Below are 20,504 nucleotides of genomic sequence, written 5' to 3'. Positions count from 1 at the left end.
CGCTCATTATTCTGCACCTTCCATCAAATTAGGCATCGGACGACGAATCATGTCGGCGTTGCTCTTGCCAGGAGCGACCATCGGATAGACGTTGGTGAATTCCTCCACCTGGAAATCCAGCAGATACGGACCATCGGCGGCCTGCGCCTCTTTGATGGCGCTGTACACATCCTCTTTGCGCGTCACCGATTTGGCCGGGATGCCATAGGCATCGGCCAGCTTCACAAAATCGGGGTTGAACAATGGCGTGCCGGCGTGCCGTTTGTTGTAAAACACGTCTTGCCACTGGCGCACCATGCCCAGGTAGCCATTGTTGATGATGGCTATTTTGATGGGCAGCCGCTCCTGCATAACGGTCGAGAGTTCGATCATCGTCATCTGGAAACCGCCATCACCAGCCACCACCCAAATCTCTTCATCGGGCAGCCCCATTTGGGCGCCAATGGCCGCCGGCAGGCCAAACCCCATCGTGCCCAAACCGCCAGACGTCAGCAGGCTGCGCCGTTTGGTGTGGTGGAAGTATTGCGCTTCCCACATCTGATGCTGGCCTACGTCGCTCACCACGGTGGCGTCGCCTTCATTGGTGGCGTGCCAGAGTTGGCGCATGATGTATGGGGCCACCAGTTCGTCGGTTTCCTGGGCGATAATGTCACGTTCGGTGGATTCTGTTTTCCAGTCGGCGATCTTGGCCAGCCAGGCCGGGTGTTCGTTGGGCTGCATTTGCGGCAGGAGCATTTTCAGCGTGAGCAGGGCGTCGCCAACAACGGGGGTATCAATGGTGATGTTTTTGCCCATTTCGGCCGGGTCCAGGTCTACGTGGATGATTTTGGCGTTGGGGGCAAAGGTATCAAAGGCGCCGGTCAGCCGGTCATCCAGGCGCGCACCGATGGCGAACATGACATCGCACTCTTGCATGGCGTAGTTGGTATACGCTTCGCCGTGCATCCCGCCCCAACTGATGGACAGGGGGTGGGTGGAGGGGAACGTGCCGATGCCCAGCAAACTGGTAGATACGGGGATGTTGGCTTTTTCAGCTAATTGGCGCAGTTCCTTCTCTGCTCTGGCGATGGAAACGCCTTGTCCGGCGACGATCAGCGGTTTTTTGGCTTCGTTGAGCAGGCGGGCGGCGCGGGCGACAGAAGCCTCATCGGGGGCGTTCAGGTTGGGTTTGTAACCGGGCAGGTAGACCGATTCGGGATATTCATACTCCACGGAAGCCTGTAACGCATCTTTGCAAATGTCCACCAAAACAGGGCCGGGGCGGCCAGTTCCGGCGATGTAAAACGCCTCTTTGATGGCATCGGCCAAATCGCGGACGTCGGTGATGAGATAATTATGCTTGGTTACAGGCAAGCTGACGCCCTGAACGTCGGCTTCCTGAAAGCCGTCGCGGCCGAGCAAGGAGGTGGGAACCTGGCCGGTAATGGCGACGATGGGCGAGGAATCCATGTAGGCGGTGGCTAACCCGGTGATGAGGTTGGTTGCCCCAGGGCCGGAGGTGGCGATGCAGACGCCAACGCGGCCGGTGGCGCGGGCGTAACCATCGGCCATGTGGGCCGCGCTTTGCTCGTGGGTCACGAGGACATGATGAATGGGGTATTCGTACTTCATTAAGTCATCGTAGGCCGGCAAGATGGCGCCGCCTGGCAGACCGAATACAACGTCTACGCCTTCTTTGAGAAGGCTTTCCCAAACAATCTGACCACCTGTTTTCATTTTACTCATATGGTTGCTCCTCCTTGTTGAGCAATAGAGATTTGCTGATAAAAATTGGCTGATGTGGGGATAGAAGGTGAATGAGGGACAAAAAAAGCAGAAAACTGGTTGGTTTTCTGCTTTGGTACACACAGGGGAGGGTTGGCTACCGCCGAACACATGGACATTGAAGAGGACTGACGGCCGTGCTTGGCGTCAGTCTGAGTCTGCGAATCGGTTTGTGTCTCAAAGTTAAATGTGTTCATGGCTTCTGTACTAAAAAACAAAAAACCGCCCTGTTGGGCGGCCTGGATTCAAACGATGGTTTGTTTGTTTATCCTTGTTCACCCAACCGGCAACGGATCCTTAACGACGATAATAAGGACCAGGCTAATAAGGCTAATAAGGACAAAGTTCAAAGTACGTTTCATGTTCTCACAAAAAAGCATTTTCAGATGTTCACAAGGGTAACGGCCGTTCCCATCATCGTCCATAGGCCAAAACACACAAGAAAAACGGCCATAGATTTGTAAGATGTGTACAAGGGTGGGAAACGGCCGTTTGTTTAAACCAAAAAGAGCGCCAGCCGCAGCCGCGCTCTTTTTGTTTCCCACTATTTCCCACTGAACCGCGCATTTCAGCACAAGTCATTTAGAAGTATAAAGCGGCCTGCGTGAGAAATATACAGTTAACTTACAAGAATCCTGAACCATTTATTAGTAAAAACTATACAAAACTTAACTTATCCGCGGTGATTCTGGGCGCAGCTGCCATAATTTGAGCGCCAGTTGCAGCGCCAGCCGCATATTGGCCTGGCTCAGATTGTGGTTGGTCAGCTCCTGAATGCGGTCCAGGCGATACAATAAGGTATTGCGGTGGATGAACAGCGCTTCGGCCGTCTGACTGATGTTGCCGTGATGGGTGAAGTAGGCGTCAATGGTTTGCACCAACGTGCTGCGATGCTGATCGTCGTAGCGCACCAGCGGCCCAATCACCTGATCGGTAAACTCCACCACGGCCGGCACATTCTCCAGCCGCCCCAACAGGCGGTAAATGCCCAAACTGCCAAATTCCACCACCTGGTTCATCTTTAGCCGTTGGCCCAACTGCATCGCTTGCAGCGCCTCGTGGTAAACCTGGGGCCAATCGGCCAACGTCAACACCGGCCCGCTGATGCCACCCATCAGGTGCGTATTCGGGTATTCGGCGTCTACCTGCTCCAACAGCCGTCGGGCCAGTTCATGCGCCGATTCCATGTCTTCGACGCTCTTGAGCGATTGGAAAACACAGGCGTGCTGGTCGCCATAAATGTGTACCAGCGCCGGCCGGGGATGATTCCGCAGCAGCCAGTTAATGGTGGTTTCCAGCCGTCGCAAAGAAGGCAGTTCCGGCCCATTCCAGGCAAACGTCATCACCGCATGGGGCTGAGTGGTATCGTGGTCCAGACGGCCGGCCAGCCGTTCGATCTCTTTTTGCGGCAGTGTTCCGGCCAGCAAACCCTCCAAAAAATCACCGCGCAGCGACTTTTTGGCTTCGCTGACCGCTTTGGCCTTTGCCATTTCCAGCGCGCAGGCAGCCGCGCCATGCTCCACCGTCAGGTTATCCAACAGATCAAGCTGATCGGCCGGGCCAACCACAGACAGATACCCACGCGCCCGGTCGCCGGAAATAATAGGGCTGACCAAACGCGCCAGGTTCTTAACGGGTAAAAGCTGCTGCCAATAGCTTTGCCGCGCTTTGGCCGCCGCTTTGCGGTTGCGCAGCACGGCCGGCAGTTCGTCGCGCTGCATCAGCACTTCAATGAGTTCCGCTTCATCCACGTCGGTGGTGCGAGGCGAACTAATAGCCCGCACCTCCAGCCGTTTATCCTGGATGACCACAATTTTGCCGGTGAGCTTAGACATGACATCGGTCATGGCTTGCAGCCCTTGTTCCTCGCGGGACATTTCCGATAGTTTGCGGTAAAGCTGCATCCCACGTTCGGCCGTGGCCGCCTGCCGGTCGGCCAGGAGGAAGACGATGGCCTGATGCGCATCGCGGACGGAGATGCCGGGCGGGGCGACTAGCAGGGGCAGGTTAAGGGCGCTGGCTTTTTCGGCGATGTTTTCGGGCACTTCTTTGAAGATAAGCAGCCCGGCAACTTCAAGCTCGACCACCTTGTCTAGCAGGTCCATCAGGCTGGTTGTGGGGGTCTGTTCTTCCAAAACCGGGGGGATGATCAGTAGATCACCTTGCTCTACCTGGTCGTCCAGATCCGCCCAGCTTGTCAGCAGAACGGCCCACTTGACGTTGCGCCGGGCGTGCCGCGCCCCGGCGGAAACCGTGGTGCTGAGGGGTAAAGCCAGGCGCAAGACATCGCCTATATTTAGTTCGGTAAGTGTTGTTTGGTTATTCATGGCTGTTTGTTAACGGCCGTTACCCTGTGGCGTCACAGGCAAACGGACGATAAATGTCGTTCCTTCGTTTGGGGCGCTGACCACATGAATGTCACCGCCGTGTTGGTCTATGATACGATGACTTGTGGCTAAACCCAAACCAGTTCCTTTGCCCGGCTCCTTTGTAGTGTAAAACGGTTCAAAAATATGCTGCGCTTCGGCCGCCGACATTCCGTGACCATTGTCACGGATCAACACTTGAATATAGTCGTTTTCCGGCGATAGGCGCGTGGTAATTTCGATTTGCCGATTGGTCGGCGCGGTTTGTACAGCATCCCGCGCATTGACCAACAAATTCAGCCAGACGCTTTTCAAATGTTCCCAACTGGCGGTGATGGGCGGCAAATCGGACGATGTTTTGTCTATGATGGCGATGTCGGCCGTTTGAAATTGATAGCTGATCAAGTCTAATGTCTGGCGGATGGAGCGGTTTATATCGCTGCTGGTAAATTTATACTGTTCCTGCCGGGCGAAGTCCAATAAACCGCGCACCACTTTGGTGGCCCGGTCCCCAGCGCGGGCGATCAGGTCTACCGCTTCGTAGTTTTCATCTTCGGGCGGAATGAACATTTTAAGCATTTCGGCGTTGGCGTTGATGACAGTGAGGGGGTTGTTGATCTCATGGGCCACGCCGGCCGCAAGCTGCCCAATCGCCGCCAGTTTACCGGCTTGCAGCAGCGTGCTTTCCATGCGGCGCTCCTCGGTGCGGTCTTGCCAGAGGATGACGGCGCGGACGGAAGCGGCCTGGCTGCTGGGGATGGGGTAGGCGTTAACATCCCAATCGCGGGGTAGATGGTCTTCGCCCTGCCAGCTTACAGACCAGCCTTGCGCCTGTCTTTGGGCCAACGTCAGGGCAACCTGGCAGTGTTCGCAGGGGGTATCCCGGTGGAAAAAGGCGCGGTAACACGGCCGTCCTATCAGTTCGGCGTCTGTTTCTAAATGTTGGTTGGCCTTGTTTTTGTTGATGGAGATGAGCGTCCAATTGTCGTTGATGGTGTAAATGGGATGGGGGATGCCATCAATGAGGGCTTGAAGGGTGTTGCGGTTCTCCAGCAGCTCTTGCTGCCGCAGCCGGATACGTTGGAACAGCCAGGCATTTTCGATGGAGCCGCTGATGGAGATAGCCAGGGAGGAAAACAGCTCTAAGTCTACTTCCTGGAAACGGCCGTTCACCTTGTTGTAGCAGGTTAAAATGCCTACCGGCCGGCCGCGCACCAGCAGCGGCGCGGCCATCAGGGTGTGTGGCGCAATGCCGGGCGGGGCGTCGGTGGTGGCTTGGAAACGGCCGTCGCTCTCTGGGTTATTCAGCAAAGCTGGCGCTTGCCGGGCAAAAACATGGCCCACAAACCCCTGGTCCACATCCAGGTCATGGTCGGTGGCTACCAGGCCATCGGCCGTGCGCAGCGCCTTGCTGCGCAGCCGCCCCCCTTCCAACATAAAGGCGGCCGCCGACTCGACGCCTAAAATTTCGATAGCCCCAGCAACGGCCGTTGCCAACACTTCTTGCGTCTCCAGCGTCGTCGCCAACCGTTGGCCCATCTGGTTCAACGCCGCCAACTGCTGGCTCTGGCGCTGAAGCTGCTTCTCTAACTGCTGCGTGCGCAAAATAGTCTTCACCCGCGCCAACAGCTCTTGCGGATAATAGGGCTTGGTGATGTAATCGTCGGCCCCGGCCGAGAGCGCTTCTACTTTATCATTGCTGCCGGCAGCGGCCGTTAGCAGCACCACCCGCGTATATTGCAGCACCGGATGCCGCCGAATCCAGGCCAACACCTCCAGCCCAGACATCCCCGGCATCCGCATATCCAACAGCACCAGATCAACTTCGTGGTTTTCGCCAATCGTTGATTTTAGAAACTCTATCGCCTCTTCCCCGGTGCTGGACAACGAAACGACGAACCCCTCTTTGCGAACCAAAAAGTCGGCCAGGGATTCGGCAATTTCCGGTTCGTCATCCACAACCAGAATGCGCGTTGGCGTCGGGGATTGAGCATTGTTTGCCATGATAAGTGAACCCCAGAAACCCTGACAGTTTCTACGTCTCTTGCCAGACAACGCTGGCAAAAGACGGTGTCATTCTGACGAGTCTTCAAGGAAGAATCCCCTTGCGGCAGACAGAAGGGGATTCTTCACTCCGCAGACTCCGCTCAGACTTGTCCTGAGCAACGCCGAAGGAATGACAATTTAATTGTCCATAGTCGCTCTGTTAGCGCCTAACCAGTTGCCGCCGAGGAGAACGTATATCCATGCCCCTGAATTGTGCGAATATAGATGGGGTCGCTGGGCGCAGGTTCAATCTTTTCCCGCAGGTTTTTAATATGGGCGCGCACCAACTCCGGGCTGCCGGTGTCGCGGGGGTAATCCCACACATCTTGCAGCAGCTGTTGGCTGTTAAAAACCTGGTCGGCATTGCTCATCAGGTGATACAACAAATCGAACTGCACGTTGGTCAATAGGGCCACACCGGACGGCGTCACCACCTTAAAACTGCGACAATCCAACGTCACATTGCCCACCACCACCTCATTCGGCGGTTCCGGGTCCAGGGTGATGGGGCTGGTCCGGCGCAAAATCGCCTTCACCCGCAGTTGCAGCTCCTCCATGTTAAACGGCTTGCTCAGATAATCGTCGCCGCCCGCGCGGAAGCCTTCAATCTTGTCCTCATCTTTAACTTTAGCTGTCAGGAACAAGACGGGCAGATCGCTCAACAATGGATCGCCGCGAATCTGGCGGCACACCTGATAGCCATCCGCGCCAGGCATCATAATATCCAAAATGAATAAATCGGGCCGATGACGGCGCGCCGTTTGCAGCCCTTCGGCCCCGCTGTTAGCCACCATCACCTGATGACCATACAATTTCAGGGCGCGTTGTAAGGTTCGGGAAACCAATTCATCATCATCTATTACCAGGATTGTGGCCATTAAACTTCCTCCACAGAGTCAGGCTTATCGGTTAACCATTGGAGGGGGTGAACATCCAAAAGATTAGACCGGGCAGCGAAAATGTTTTATGTGAACACGCCGGATTTAGTATAGCAGATTTTACGGTGGAACTGTACTGTCGGAGACGAGGGATTGAAGATTACAGCGGGAAGACGAAAGATTGGAGAAGTTGGGTTATCTCCAATCTTTCATCTTTTGTCTGCTTAAAGCAGCAGGCGCAGCGGATGTTCGAGGATGGACTTGAAGGCTTGCATGAAGCGGGCCGCTTCCGCGCCGTCGGTGACGCGGTGGTCGGCGGAGATAGTGGCCTTCATGCGCGTGCCGACAGCCAACTGCCCATCTACCACCACCGGAACCTGCCGGGCGGAGCCAACGGCCAGAATGGCAGCGTCGGGTGGGTTGATAATGGCGATGAAATGGTCTACGTCGAATCCACCCAGGTTGCTGATGGTGAAGGTGCTGCCTTCTACGTCTTCGGGCTTGACTTTACCAACGCGGGCACGGCCGATCATTGCCCGGTTATCGGCGGCAACCTGGGCCAGTGGGGTCAGGTTGGTGTCTCTTTGAACAACGGTGAGCAGACCGCCTTCTACGGCTACGGCCGTTCCCACGTGAATCCGGTTGTGGCGAATAATCTTGTCCCCGGCAAAAGCCGCATTCAGGTTGGGAAACTCCTGCAAAGCCAGAGCCGCCGCCTTGACAATCATGTCGTTGACGCTGATTTTTTGCTCGTCGGCCAGCAGGTCGTTGATTTGCTGCCGCAAGGCCAACACCGGCTCCATGTCTATCTCGTTGGTGACGTAAAAGTGGGGCACGCTGGTTTTGCTTTCGGTCATGCGCCGGGCGATGGCCTGGCGCAGGCGGCTGGCCGGGATTTCGGTGGTTTCCGGGCCGGCGGGCGCGGCCGCGCCCATTACCTGGGTAGGCGTGGCTGTGGGCGCGGGGGGCGCAGCCAGATAGGCTTCGACATCGCTTTTGCGAATACGGCCGTCTGGTCCCGACCCGTTCACGCGGCGCAAATCCACACTGCGCTTTTCGGCCAGACGGCGGGCGACGGGGGTGGCCTTCAAGCCACCGGGAAATTCAGTGGATACGGCCGTTTCCAGTGCAGGCGCGGCGGCCGGAGCAGGCGTCTGTTCCGCCGCCGCGTCAGCTTTTGGGGCCGCTTCCTCGGCCGGCGCCTGGCTCTCGCCATTGCCCGACGCCAGCGACGAAATATCTTCCCCGGCTTCGCCAACAATCGCCAGGTTTGCGCCTACAGGCACAACCGAGCCTTCTTTCTCCAACTGTTTTAACAGCGTGCCGGACACCAACGATTCCAACTCCAGCGTCGCCTTGTCCGATTCAATCTCGGCCACTACTTCGCCTTTGGTCACCGGCTCGCCGACCTCTTTTAACCAGCTCACCAGCACAGCTTCGCGCATATCGAAGCCAAGTTTGGGCATGACGATAAACTCAGCCATTAGAGAATCTCCTTTACGGCCGCAATGACCCGATCTGCATTGATCAACGCAGCCTGTTCTAAATCACGCGAATAGGGCAGGGGCACTTCAAACTGGGCCACCCGTTTGATGGGCGCGTCCATGTAATCGAACGCTTCTTCTTGCAGCCGGGCGGCCACTTCCGCACCAATGCCATACGAGCGGTAGCCTTCTTCGACAATGACCGCTTTATAGGTTTTTTGAAGGATGTGACGACGGGACCCATGTCTAACGGCCGTAACGACCGCAAATCCACCACCTCCACGCTCACCCCTTCAAGGCCCAATTTTGTTGCTGCTTCCAGCGCCACCTGCAAGCCCTGAGCATAACCCACCAGGGTCACATCCGTACCCTCGCGCTTCACGTCCGACACACCCATGGGGACCTCGTAATCCCCATCCGGCACTTCGCCGCGCTGTTGATAGAGCGTGGCATGTTCAATGAACAGCACCGGGTCGTCAGAGCGGATGGCGGCTTTCAGCAGCCCTTTGGCGTCATATGGCGTGGCCGGGGAGACCACCTTCAGGCCGGGGAAATGAGCAAAAATCACGTCCGGCGTGTGGCTGTGGGTCGCGCCCAACTGCCGCCCGCCGCCGCCCGGCGCGCGGAACACCACCGGCGCTTTCATCTGCCCGCCAAACATGTAGTGGACCTTGGCGGCATGATTAACCATCGCATCCAGGGCCAGAAAAGCAAAATTGATGGTCATAAATTCAGCCACCGGCCGCAGGCCATTCATCGCCGCCCCGGTGGCCGCGCCGCCGATAACCATTTCGGAAATCGGGGTTGTCTTTTACCCGGCGAGGGCCAAATTCATCGTAAAAACCGCGTGTGACGGCGTAAGTGCCGCCCCACACGCCCACTTCTTCCCCCATAATAAAGACCGTATCGTCGCGCTTCATTTCTTCGCGCAGCGCATCGCTAATTGCTTGTCGCATGGTTATAAAGGCCATTGTTTGTCTCCAAGGAATGAAGTTAGTGTTCGGTGTTCAGTGTTCGGTGTTCAGTGGGTATACACTAGACATAACGTCCACTGAACACTGGTTACTAATTGTCTACATAAATATTGGTGAACAACTCTTCGTAAGCCGGGAAGGGGGATTCTTCAGCGAAGCGCACGGCGTCTTCCATTTCTTGCTCAACGCCTTTGTCCAGGTCTTCCAGTTCCTCACGGGTGGCGATGTTTTCGGCGAGGACGTGGCGCTCCAGGATGCCGATGGGGTCGTCTTCGCGCCATTTTTCCACCTCGACTTTGGTGCGGTAGCGCAGCGGATCGCCCATGCTGTGCCCTCGAAGCGGTAGGTGAGCATTTCCAGGAACTGCGGTCCCTTGCCTTCGCGGATGGCTTGCAGGGCGGCGGCCGTGGCTTCGTAGACTTCGATGACGTTCATGCCATCCACCTGCTTGCCTACCATGCCATAAGCCGGCGCTTTGTCAATCATGCGGGTGACGGCCGAGGCGCGGTCTACGGCCGTTCCCATGCCATACTGATTATTCTCAGCCACAAACACCACCGGCAAATCCCACACGCCGGCCAGGTTTAAGGATTCATGAAAATAGCCAATATTGGTGGATCCATCTCCAAAATAACAAAGGACGGCATTGTCCGTGCCTTTGTACTGCTCGGCCAGGGCCAAACCAGTCGCCAGCGGCACATGCCCACCGACCACGGCGTAACCGCCCCAATAGCGGCGCGGCACATCGGCCAAGTGCATGGAGCCACCTTTTCCTTTGCTGACGCCGGTGGCCTTGCCCAGCAGTTCAGCCATTACCGGCCCCGTCTCGCTGCCCACCGCCAGCGCGTGGGCGTGATCGCGGTAGGCGGTAATCACATGGTCGCCTTCCTGACGGGCGGCGATGGTCCCAACGGCAACAGCTTCTTGCCCGATGTACAGGTGCAAAAAGCCGCCAATCTTGCCCAGGCTGTACAGATCAGAGCAGCGTTGCTCAAAACGACGAATGAGTACCATTTGCCGGTACCATTCTAACAGGGTTGCTTTTTCCATTAACATGTCTCCTGAAGATAATTTCACGCATAAACACGGGGGAAACTCCGCTTGTGCCACTTAATGGCAACACGCTGGCGTGGGAATGGTTGCGGATTCTGATCGTTAAAGGGCGAATGTGAAGTAAAAGAGCGCGGATTGTGGTCGGTCAACAGCCTAAAGCCAACAGCTTACGAACGCAAGGGGCGTAACGGCCGTATCCAGCCCATCACACCCCTTTTTCTTAATTTCATGATAAAGATGCCTTTAAACGCCAAGATTATACCGCAATCCGCCTGAAACGACAGACTAGCCTACAATTTCATTAAGTTTTCAAGCGGACGCAGCTATGCAGACCCGGCTGCCCTGGGTATCCACCGCCAAAATCCAGGTGCGGCTGGCGAGGGCGTGTTGGGCGAACACGGCCGTTATCGCCGCGCCAATCGCCTCATGTCCATCCGGGGCAAAGGCTATCAGGCTGGGGCCGGCGCCGCTGAGGGCCACACCGGCCGCGCCGGCCGCATAAGCCGCGTCGAACGCCGCCGCCAGACCGGGGATAAGCGGGATGCGGTATGGCTGGTGCAGCCGGTCCTGCATCGCCACGCAACCCAAAATCAGGCCGCCGTGCATCGCCGGCGCCACATTGTCCGGGTGGCCTTCCAGGTCGGTGGCCTGCTGCAAAATCTGGGCGCGGCTGAGCGGGCTGCCCAGCAGGGCATTGCCCCCCAACAAACCGGCCAACACCGCCGACGAACTGCTGCCCAACCCGCTGCCGATGGGAATTTGATTGTCCTGGTGAATGTGCAGGCCAAACGGCCGTTTCCCAAACCGGTCAAACAGCAATTGGGCCGACTGCCGCACCAGGTTGCTCTCATCCGTCGGGATTTTGTGGGCATCTTCGCCGCTGGCGGTAATCACCACCCCCGGTTCGAGGCGGGTAGAGAAGGTAACTGTCTGGTAAAGCGTCAGCGCCAGGCCTAAACAATCAAAGCCTGGGCCAAGATTGGCGGATGTTGCCGGAATGGTTATAGTCACTTGCATAGGATTATTCGTTGGTTAGTTGGTTGGTTGGTTAGCGAACCAGCCAACCAACATCTTCTAAAACCGTTCGCCATTTTACGCTAAAATGAGCCACAGGCCGATTGTTCATTTTGTCAGAGAGGTTCCTCTTGGCTGCTGAGTCGTCTATCCATCTTGCCCAGTTCAACCAACCGCCGATGAAGCGGCTGGCTTTGCGCGTCAGCCCGGCAGCCGAGCGGGCTGTCCGCGGCGGCCACCCCTGGCTGTTTGCCGAATCCATTACCCGCCAAAACCAGGACGGCCGTTCCGGGGACCTGGCCGTTCTCTTCGACCACAACAACCGCTTTCTGGCTGTCGGCCTGTTCGACCCCGATTCGCCGCTGCGGGTGCGCATTCTTCACCAGGGCAAACAGGCCGCCATTGACGCCGATTGGTGGACACAGCAGCTTCGCCTGGCGGTCGCCCTGCGCGCCCCGTTGTCCACCGCCCAAACCACCGGCTGCCGCCTGGTCCACGGCGAAAACGACGGCTTCCCCGGCCTGGTGATAGACCGCTACGCCGCCGTTTACGTGCTGAAACTGTACACGGCCGCCTGGCTGCCCCACCTGGCCGATGTCTTGGCCGGGTTGACGGCCGTCTGCCACCCTGAAACCATCGTCCTGCGCCTCAGCCGGGCCATCGCGGCGCCCCTGGCCAAAGTTGGGCTGGTGGATGGCGCGGTTTTGGCCGGACCACCGCCCACCGCGCCGGTGCTCTTCCGCGAAAATGGCCTCTCTTTTGCCGCCGACGTGACCCAGGGGCAGAAAACCGGCTTTTTCCTCGACCAACGCGACAACCGGGCGCGGGTGGAGGGGCTGGCGGCGGGCAAGGATGTGTTGAACGTCTTTGCCTACAGCGGCGGTTTTTCACTTTACGCGGCGCGCGGTGGGGCGCGGCGCGTGGTCAGCCTGGACATCAGCCAGCCGGCGCTGCACGCCGCCGCCGACAATTTTGCCCTGAACCGGCACAATCCGGCGGTAGCCGCCTGCCACCATGATCTGCTGGCCGGGGATGCGTTTGGGGAGATGGAACAGTTGCGGGCCAACGGCCGTACCTTCGACCTGGTGATCATAGACCCACCATCCTTCGCCAAAAAGCAAAGCGAAATGGCGCGGGCGCAAAACGCCTACGGCCGGCTGGCGCGCCTGGGACTGGCCCTGCTGCGCCCCGGCGGTCTGTTGGTCATGGCTTCCTGCTCCAGCCGGGTAGCCGCCGATGATTTTTTTAAGCTAATCCATGAGACGGCGCGGGATGTAGGACGGCCGTTGCGCGAAATCGCCCGCACCGGCCACGCCCTGACCACCCCATCCGCTTCCCTGAAGCCGCCTACCTGAAATGCCTGTTTGCGCTGGTCGAATAGCCAAACGCTCTGAGGTAGCGTTTGCGTCACTTTTGGGCACAATCTGCCCTTATCGTCCAAAGCCGCTCGTTAGAACTGGAGAATTTATTACAAAGAAACAAAGGCACAAAAAACAAAGAGATTCTTTGTGCCTTTGTTTCTTTGTGCTTTGTAATAAGTTTTTATAGAAACGCTAGAACCAGAGTAATCCTTAACAAGCGCTAAAGGTCAGCGCCAAAAGCGCCGCCAGATAACCCGGTTAGTTGATGATTGGCCGCGATTGCCGTATGATCCCCACGCGCGACCCACCTTGCAAAGCGCTTCGCGTCTGGAGTTTAGACTGTGCAAGTAGTCAGGAGAACCGTTGTAATGGAGCAAATCGAGGCTTTTCCCTCGTTGACCGCCTTGCGTATCACCCATCGCCGTCTGCTAGAACGGCGCGGCAAAGACAGCCAATCGGAGCTGTTCTTAGACGAAGTGGCCCAATTTGTAGCCCAGGGAATCGCTACTGGCGCCTTTTTAGATACGCGCAGCGACCGCTGGCAGGCGCAAAATCTCATTGATTATTGGGCCAACGAACTATACCACGCCCGGCGGCAGGCCCCAGAAACCAACTTAATGGAATACGACCCCGGTCTGGCCCCGGAATTGGATGATTCCCTATGCCCTTACCTGGGCTTGCAGACCTTTGGCACGCTGCAACAATCTTTCTTTTTCGGCCGCACCACCCTCATCAAAGAGATGGTGGAAAAGCTAAAGTACGGCCGTTTCCTGGCTATCATCGGCCCTTCCGGCAGTGGCAAATCCTCTGTCGCCCAGGCCGGGCTGTTGACCCAACTGCAAAATGGCGCGCTGCACGGCAGCCGCAGCTGGCGCTACTATCCCCCCATTGTGCCCGGCGCCGACCCTCAGGCCAGTCTCATCCGCGTCCTCAAACCCGAAGGCGCAAACATCCTGGAATGGATGGCCGATGTCGGCGAAAAATGCGCGCAAAACTCCACTTACCTGGTCAACCTCATTGACCAGAGCGATCCCGAACCGGCGGTGCTGGTCATAGACCAGTTCGAGGAAATTTTCACCATCTGCCAGGACGAACAAAAACGCCGCGCCTTCATCATCACCCTGCTCAACCTCATTCAAATGCCCAAAGCGCGGCACACCGTCGTCATCACCATGCGCGCCGACCTGGAAAGCAACCTGGTGCAAATCCCGGCCCTGCAAAGTGAATACGAAAAAGCCCAGGTGCGCGTGACGGCCATGAAGGCCAACGAACTGCGCGAAGTCATCGAAAAACCGGCCGAACTCGTCGGCCTGAAATTCGAGGAAAACCTGGTCGAAGAACTGGTCGGCGAAGTGCTGGGCAAACCAGCCGCCCTGCCCCTGCTGCAATTCACCCTGCTGAAGCTGTGGGAAACCCGCGACCACAACCGCGTCACCTGGGACGCCTACCGGCGGCTTGGCGGCGGCCAGCAAGCCCTGGCGAAAAGCGCCGACGCCTTTTACGACGCCCTCTCATCGGAAAACCGAGCCATTGCCCGCCAGGTCGTTCTGGGCATTGTGCGCCCCACCGTTGAGCAGCACATCACCAGCGACCGCGTTTTGCTGGCCGCGCTCTACCCCAAAATAGACAAACCCCAGGTGCAAATCGAGGGGGTGATTGACCAACTGCTCGGCGCGCACCTGGTCCGCCGCATTACCGGAACCAGCGCCGACGATGATCAACTGAGTCTGGCGCATGAATCGCTGGTGCGCATCTGGCCGCGACTGGTGGGTTGGATTGAAGAATCGCGTGTAGCCCAGCGCCAACGGCTGCGGCTGGCGACCACCGCCGAACAATGGCACACACTCGGACGGCCGTCCAGCGTTTTGCTGCGTGGCGTTTTGTTAGAAGAAGCGCTGCAATATCCTGACTTAACCCCCCTGGAAGCAATGTTTGTGGAAGCCAGTGAAACGGCCGCCCACAAAGAACAGCTAGAACGCGAAACCCGCCAGATGCGTGAATTGGAGCAGGCGCGCGCCCTGGCCGAAGCTGAACGGCAGCGCGCCAGCGAAAGCGATCGGGCTGCCCGGCGGCTGGCGCGCGTCTCCATCGCCCTGGCGTTGATCTTTGTGGTCGCTCTGGTGTCGGCGTTTTGGGCGGCGCGTAACGGCGCGGTCGCCGCGCAAAATGCGGCCACCGCGCGGGATAACGCCACCATCGCCGAGACCCTACGCCGGGAAGCCGAATCCAGTGCGGCTACGGCCGTATCTGCCCAATTCGCCGCCCAGGAAGACGCCAGCCTGCGCGCCACCGCCGAAGCCAACGCCCGCGAGCAGCGCGACGTGGCCGAACAAAGCGCCGCCGAAGCCGAACTGGCCCGCGCGACGGCCGTTGCCAGCGCCGCCCTGGCCGAGGCCAGCGCCGCCCAGGCCGAAGCCAACGCCCGCGAAGCCGAAGCTCAGACCCGCCTGGCTACTGCCCGCGAACTGGCCGCCGCCGCCATAGACCAACTCACCAGCGACCCGCAATTGGGCCTGTTGTTAGCCATCGAAGCGGTCAACCGCACCCTGCCCATAGACGGCACAGCCGCCGCCGAAGCCGAAGACGCCCTCTACCGCGCCCTGCAAGCCTCCCAGTTGCAGCTTACCCTGTCCGGCCACACCGACTGGTTAAGCGACGTCGCTTTTAGTCCAGACGGCCGTTACCTGGCTACAGCCAGCTACGACAACACCGTCAAACTATGGGACGCCCAAAGCGGCCGCGAACTGCGCACCTTCAGCGACCACAGCCGCGTGGTCAACGGGTTGGCATTCAGCCCGAACAGCCGACTGCTGGCCTCTGGCGGCGATGACGGCTTTATCGTCGTGCGTAACCTGGACACAGGCGAACGAGCGGCGGTGATCAATGGCAACGACGGCGCCGTGAACAGCGTCGCTTTTGCCCCGGACAACGTGCGGCTGGCGGCAGCCAACGCCAACGCCAATGTGCGCGTCTGGGATACCCAGGCGCGGCGCGCCATCTATAACCTGCGCGGCCACGACGCGCCCGTGCAAGCGGCCGTCTTTAACGCCAGCGGTACGTATCTGGCTTCGGCCGGCGATGACGGCCGTACCATCATCTGGAACATGGAAAACGGCTCCCCTGTCTACTCAGCCAATCCCTACCCAGAAGACCCCGCCCCTGCCAACGCCGTGGCCTTTAGTCCAGACGGAACCCACGTCATCACCGGCTACAATGATGGCGTCTCCCGCGTTTGGGATTTTGCCAACGAAGGGCTGCTGTTTAACCTGATCGGCCACGCCAGCCTGGTGTTCGACGTCGCCTACAGCGCCGACGGCCGTCTGATGGCTACCGCCAGCGGCGACGGCACAGCCAAAGTGTGGGACGCCGCCACCGGCCAGACACTTTACACCCTGTCCGGCCACAACGGCGCCGTCTCGGCGGTGGCTTTCAGCCCAGACAGCAGCCAGGTCGCCACCGCCAGCCAGGACAGCACGGCGCGCATCTGGAATTCTGAAGCCGGTCTGGACGTGATGGTGCTGTCGCGCCACCGCCGGCCGGTGAACGCCGTGGTGTATAGCGCCGACGGCCGTCTGGTAGCCACTGCCAGCGACGACCGCACCGCCAGAGTATGGGACGCGACCAGCGGCGAAGTGTTGTACGCCCTGGGCAACCACAACGCCGCCGTCGAAAGCGTCGCCTTTAGCCCGGATGGCAAGCTGTTGGCTACCGGCAGTTCCGATTATTATGCCCGCCTGTGGGATTTGGAGAATGGAACACTGCGCCTGCCGGTGCTGCCCCACGAAGGGCTTGTATCCTGGGTGGTCTTCGACGCCAGCGGTGCGCGCCTGCTGACCGCCAGCGAAGATGGCCGGGTACGGGTGTGGAATGCGGCCACCGGTGACTTGTTGCAGACCTTTAGCCACGACACGGCCGTTACCACCGCCATCTACAGCCCGGATCAGACACAGATAGCCCTGGCCGACGTAAGCGGCCAGGTAGTTATCTGGGATGCCGCGACCGGCGAACCAATCCTCACGTTGTCTGGCCACAATGGCCCGATTAACGGCATTGCTTTCAGCGGCGACGGCCGTCGGCTGGCGACGGCCGGTGGCGATGGCGCAGCCAAAATTTGGGACCTGGGCAGCGGCGATCTGCTGCGCACATTGTCTGGACATACCGGGCCGGTCCTCAGCGTGGCCTTCAGCCCCGGCGGGGCGCGTCTGGCTACCACCAGCGCCGATCGCACGGCCAAATTATGGAACACCCAGACCGGCCAGGTGCTGCGAACCTTGCTGGGCCATACGGCTCCGGTGAACAGCGTTGTCTTCAGCCCAGATGGCGCGCGCCTGGCTACCGCCAGCGCCGATGGCACGGCGCAAATCAACGCCCTCAATCCAATAGACGCCCTGCTTGAACGCGCCCTGGAACGCATCACCCGCCCCATGACCACCCGCGAATGCGAACAATACCTGCGCGGCGAGGTCTGCCTGACGGTTGAAAATTAACTTGCAGCCGTAAACCGAAGTCCGTATGCGGTTTTCCGATGGCCTTTGCCAGAGATGCCGCCATACGGAATACCGAATACGGAATACGGGCACTAGAGATCTGGTTGGTAAAACAAGATGCCTTCTAAACCATTTGATGCTTTGATTATTGGCGCAGGACCGGGTGGGGTGGCGTTGGCCGCCGCGCTAGGCGACCTGGGCCTGACGGTGGGCGGTCTGACGCCCGACGACCCGGCCACTCCCTGGATCAACACCTTTGGTATCTGGCGCGATGAACTGGACGCGCCGGGCCTGTCGCCCGATTGGCTGAGCCACCAATGGCAGGATTGCACGGTGTATGCCAACGGCCGTGAAATCCCCCTCCACCGCATCTATGGCTTGCTGAACAACAACACCGTGCAGGCCCACTTCCTGAACCGCAGCCAGCAGGCCGGGATGCACTGGTTTCGTGGACGGGCGGCAGAGTTGAGCCATACACCCACCCATTCACAGGTGACGCTGGCCGACGGCCGTGCCGTGAACGCCCGCCTGGTGATTGACGCCAGCGGCCATCACCCGGTGTTTGTGCAACGGCCGTACAAACCAGACGTAGCGATGCAGGCCGCCTATGGCATCGTCGGCCGCTTTTCCCGCCCCCCCGTCCGCCGCCAACAAATGGTGCTGATGGACTTTCGTTCCAACCACCTGTCGCCCACAGAAAAAGAAGCGCCGCCCACCTTCTTATACGCCATGGATTTGGGCGATGACCTTTATTTCGTTGAAGAAACCTCACTGGCTAGTTATCCGGCCGTGGCCTACGATGTGTTGCAGCGCCGCCTGGAGCAGCGATTGGCCCATCGGGGCATCGCTGTAACCGAGGTGCAGCATGTGGAACACTGCCTGTTCCCCATGAATTTGCCCATGCCCTACCTGAACCAACCGGTGATGGGTTATGGCGGCGCGGCCAGCCTGGTACACCCGGCCTCCGGCTATCAGGTGGGCGCGGCCATGCGTTATGCCCCGGAGTTGGCCCAGGTGATTGCCACAGCCTTAGACGCACCGCGCAGCACGCCAGGCGACGTGGCGCAAGCCGCCTGGCACGCCTTGTGGCCGGTGGACCGCATTCGCCGACACAACATCTATCTCTATGGTCTGGCTACCCTGCTGCGTTTCAACGACAAACAAATCCAGCACTTTTTTGCCGCGTTTTTTGACATGCCTCAACCACAATGGGCCGGTTATTTGTCTAATTCGCTCAATACCAATGAGGTTTTGCAGGCGATGCTGGGCCTGTTTGTGCAAACGTCGAACCCTGTGCGACGTTCGCTGTTGTCTGGCGTGGGCAGCGCCGGGGGATTGTTGTGGCACGCGCTGCGCGGCCAACCGGCGTGAGAGGCAGGGGCCATCGCCGCCAAGAATATGAGGGATTGTTGACTATGACTCGTGGATATTTTCTTCTGGCAGGCATCGCGCTGCTCTTCTTATCGGCCTGTGGCCGCCAGGAAACGTCGGTCACACTGTCGCCGCCACCGACGTCAGTTAATCTGCCCCCGGCCATCATCAGCGAAGGGCAGCCAACGGCCGTTACCAACAACCCGGCAGTGGAAACGGCCGCCGCCGCTTCCTCACCCACCCCCTTTGAAACGCCCACCCTGGCCCCTACCGCTACCTCGGCCAGCCAACCGGCCGACAGCCAATCGCAGCCGGTGGCGGTGGATAGTTTGCCTGCCACCACCCACGACTTGTTGTTCATCGCCGACGGGGCCTTAAAGCGCTGGCAAGCCGGTGCGCGCCAGGTGGTCACGCTGCTGCCTGGCGGCGATGAAACCGCCGACGGCCAGAAACGAGCGGCGGGGCAGCCGCTGATTGTGGGGGATGTGACCAGTTATGACCTTAGTCAGGACGGCCGTCGCGCCCTTGTCGCCCGGCTGACGCACAGCGCTAACATCGCCAACACGGCAGCAGCCATCACCACAACCCTGTATACCTACGAGTTGATCTACCTGGATTTGGAGACGGGCAGTCGACGGGTGCTGGCTACGGCCGTCAACGACCTGTCCACGCCCACATTTACCCTGTCGCCAGACGGCCGTCGCGCCGCGTTTGGCGCGCTCAGTCTGGGGGACGGCGCCACCCAGGCCGTGACCGATGCGCGCGTCTACGGCCAGCTTTATGTGATGGACACTGAGGCGGCCGCGCCCCCCAGGCAGGTGGACACCTGTGATGGCCTGTGCCAGTCGCCCGTCTGGCATCAGGACAACAATTTTTTTGTGTTTGGCGATGAGCGCGGGCTGCTGCTTTACAATGTGTCGGCCAGTCGGCCGGAACTCCTGGCGGCTGGCGACGATGGTTCACAGTTTGGTCGCTTTTTTGGACCCATTTCCTGGGCCAAAAACGGCCGTTGGCTGCTGCTCTGGTTGGGCGCCGGCATCGAAGGGGGGCAGCAGGCCATCTTCGACGTGCCCAGCAAACAACTCATGCTCATTCCCCACACCTTGCAATACGCCGATCCGTTATACGCCGAAGTGACCTGGATGCAGGATGACCGGCTGTTTATGGTTCGGGCGGAGACGGCCAATGGACCGGCCCTGGGCGAGACGTGGCGGGTAAATGTGGACGCCGGACAGGTGCAGCGTGACGAATCGGTGGTTTTGTCTACCGATGTTATTCATCCGACAGCGCCGGTTCATTGGGCCGACGGCCGTTTTGGTTACGGTTTGTTGGCTGAGAATGGCGCGCCAGGCGCCGGCTTGTTCCGGCGCATCGCTTTTAACGAACCGGCCGAGCGCATCAACGCCGTGCCGGCGGCCCTGTTCGCGCCGGAAATCGCCTGGGCGCCCGATGGGGCCGGGGCGGCCATCGCCCACGAGGGGTGGCTCTATTACGCCCCGGCCAATGGCGCGTTGTCCCCGGCCAATGGCGCGTTGTCCCCGGCCAATGGCGCGTTGTGGGAGTTGAGTACGGCCGTTGGCCGCTGGGCGCACAGTCTTACCTGGCTGCCCTAAGGCCACCCATCCGACCCTAACCCGGACAAGCCAGAACCAAAAAGAGTTATCAAATATTCTTGCTCACTGTGCAAGGAGTTGGTTCATAAGGCA

General features: G+C 59.1%; 9 protein-coding genes and 3 pseudogenes. 4 read left to right on the top strand and 8 right to left on the bottom strand.

Annotation, left to right across the window (positions count from 1 at the left end; translation table 11 throughout):
- Positions 1 to 6: 6 nt before the first annotated feature.
- The 8 genes and pseudogenes from ilvB to IPM39_14370 all read right to left on the bottom strand — a co-directional run bounded on the left by ilvB (position 7) and on the right by IPM39_14370 (position 11,582).
- On the bottom strand, positions 7 to 1,716 hold the full coding sequence (gene ilvB, locus IPM39_14405) for a biosynthetic-type acetolactate synthase large subunit (GenBank protein MBK8987246.1): 1,710 nt from the start codon (positions 1,714 to 1,716) through the stop codon (positions 7 to 9).
- Positions 1,717 to 2,432: 716 nt separating this feature from the next.
- A complete protein-coding gene (locus IPM39_14400) occupies positions 2,433 to 4,091 on the bottom strand; it encodes a helix-turn-helix domain-containing protein (GenBank protein MBK8987245.1) in 1,659 nt (552 codons plus the stop codon).
- Positions 4,092 to 4,100: 9 nt separating this feature from the next.
- Entirely contained in the window at positions 4,101 to 6,134 is a 2,034-nt protein-coding gene (locus IPM39_14395; GenBank protein MBK8987244.1) for a response regulator, read from the bottom strand.
- A 209-nt stretch (positions 6,135 to 6,343) separates the two neighbouring features.
- A complete protein-coding gene (locus IPM39_14390; GenBank protein ID MBK8987243.1) occupies positions 6,344 to 7,054 on the bottom strand; it encodes a response regulator transcription factor in 711 nt (236 codons plus the stop codon).
- A 224-nt stretch (positions 7,055 to 7,278) separates the two neighbouring features.
- On the bottom strand, positions 7,279 to 8,538 hold the full coding sequence (locus IPM39_14385) for a 2-oxo acid dehydrogenase subunit E2 (protein ID MBK8987242.1): 1,260 nt from the start codon (positions 8,536 to 8,538) through the stop codon (positions 7,279 to 7,281).
- Positions 8,538 to 9,509: pseudogene (locus tag IPM39_14380) on the bottom strand (alpha-ketoacid dehydrogenase subunit beta). The gene IPM39_14385 and the pseudogene IPM39_14380 overlap by 1 nt, the downstream one beginning before the upstream one ends.
- A 94-nt stretch (positions 9,510 to 9,603) precedes the next feature.
- Positions 9,604 to 10,562, bottom strand: a pseudogene (pdhA, locus tag IPM39_14375) (pyruvate dehydrogenase (acetyl-transferring) E1 component subunit alpha).
- A 312-nt stretch (positions 10,563 to 10,874) separates the two neighbouring features.
- On the bottom strand, positions 10,875 to 11,582 hold the full coding sequence (locus IPM39_14370) for a hypothetical protein (protein MBK8987241.1): 708 nt from the start codon (positions 11,580 to 11,582) through the stop codon (positions 10,875 to 10,877).
- 176 nt (positions 11,583 to 11,758) lie between these two features.
- Here IPM39_14370 and IPM39_14365 point away from each other — a divergent pair.
- The 4 genes and pseudogenes from IPM39_14365 to IPM39_14350 all read left to right on the top strand — a co-directional run bounded on the left by IPM39_14365 (position 11,759) and on the right by IPM39_14350 (position 20,411).
- Positions 11,759 to 12,960, top strand: a pseudogene (locus IPM39_14365) (class I SAM-dependent methyltransferase).
- A gap of 348 nt (positions 12,961 to 13,308) precedes the next feature.
- The gene (locus IPM39_14360; protein MBK8987240.1) at positions 13,309 to 17,427 is read left to right on the top strand and encodes a hypothetical protein; all 4,119 of its coding nucleotides are present in this window, start codon (positions 13,309 to 13,311) and stop codon (positions 17,425 to 17,427) included.
- A gap of 117 nt (positions 17,428 to 17,544) precedes the next feature.
- Positions 17,545 to 18,798, top strand: coding sequence for a lycopene cyclase family protein (locus tag IPM39_14355; protein MBK8987239.1), 1,254 nt, complete (start codon positions 17,545 to 17,547; stop codon positions 18,796 to 18,798).
- A 44-nt stretch (positions 18,799 to 18,842) separates the two neighbouring features.
- Positions 18,843 to 20,411: a hypothetical protein gene (locus IPM39_14350; protein ID MBK8987238.1), complete on the top strand. Its 1,569-nt coding sequence runs from the start codon at positions 18,843 to 18,845 to the stop codon at positions 20,409 to 20,411.
- Positions 20,412 to 20,504 lie beyond the last annotated feature (93 nt).

This window comes from Candidatus Leptovillus gracilis, assembly GCA_016716065.1.
Lineage (GTDB): Bacteria > Chloroflexota > Anaerolineae > Promineifilales > Promineifilaceae > Leptovillus > Leptovillus gracilis.
This window is presented reverse-complemented; position numbering and strand designations above follow the sequence as displayed.

Coding starts and splice junctions, on each gene's coding strand:
- ilvB (MBK8987246.1), bottom strand. CDS start 1,716: ATGAAAACAGGTGGTCAGATTGTTTGGGAAAGCCTTCTCAAAGAAGGC.
- IPM39_14400 (MBK8987245.1), bottom strand. CDS start 4,091: ATGAATAACCAAACAACACTTACCGAACTAAATATAGGCGATGTCTTG.
- IPM39_14395 (MBK8987244.1), bottom strand. CDS start 6,134: ATGGCAAACAATGCTCAATCCCCGACGCCAACGCGCATTCTGGTTGTG.
- IPM39_14390 (MBK8987243.1), bottom strand. CDS start 7,054: ATGGCCACAATCCTGGTAATAGATGATGATGAATTGGTTTCCCGAACC.
- IPM39_14385 (MBK8987242.1), bottom strand. CDS start 8,538: ATGGCTGAGTTTATCGTCATGCCCAAACTTGGCTTCGATATGCGCGAA.
- IPM39_14370 (MBK8987241.1), bottom strand. CDS start 11,582: ATGCAAGTGACTATAACCATTCCGGCAACATCCGCCAATCTTGGCCCA.
- IPM39_14360 (MBK8987240.1), top strand. CDS start 13,309: ATGGAGCAAATCGAGGCTTTTCCCTCGTTGACCGCCTTGCGTATCACC.
- IPM39_14355 (MBK8987239.1), top strand. CDS start 17,545: ATGCCTTCTAAACCATTTGATGCTTTGATTATTGGCGCAGGACCGGGT.
- IPM39_14350 (MBK8987238.1), top strand. CDS start 18,843: ATGACTCGTGGATATTTTCTTCTGGCAGGCATCGCGCTGCTCTTCTTA.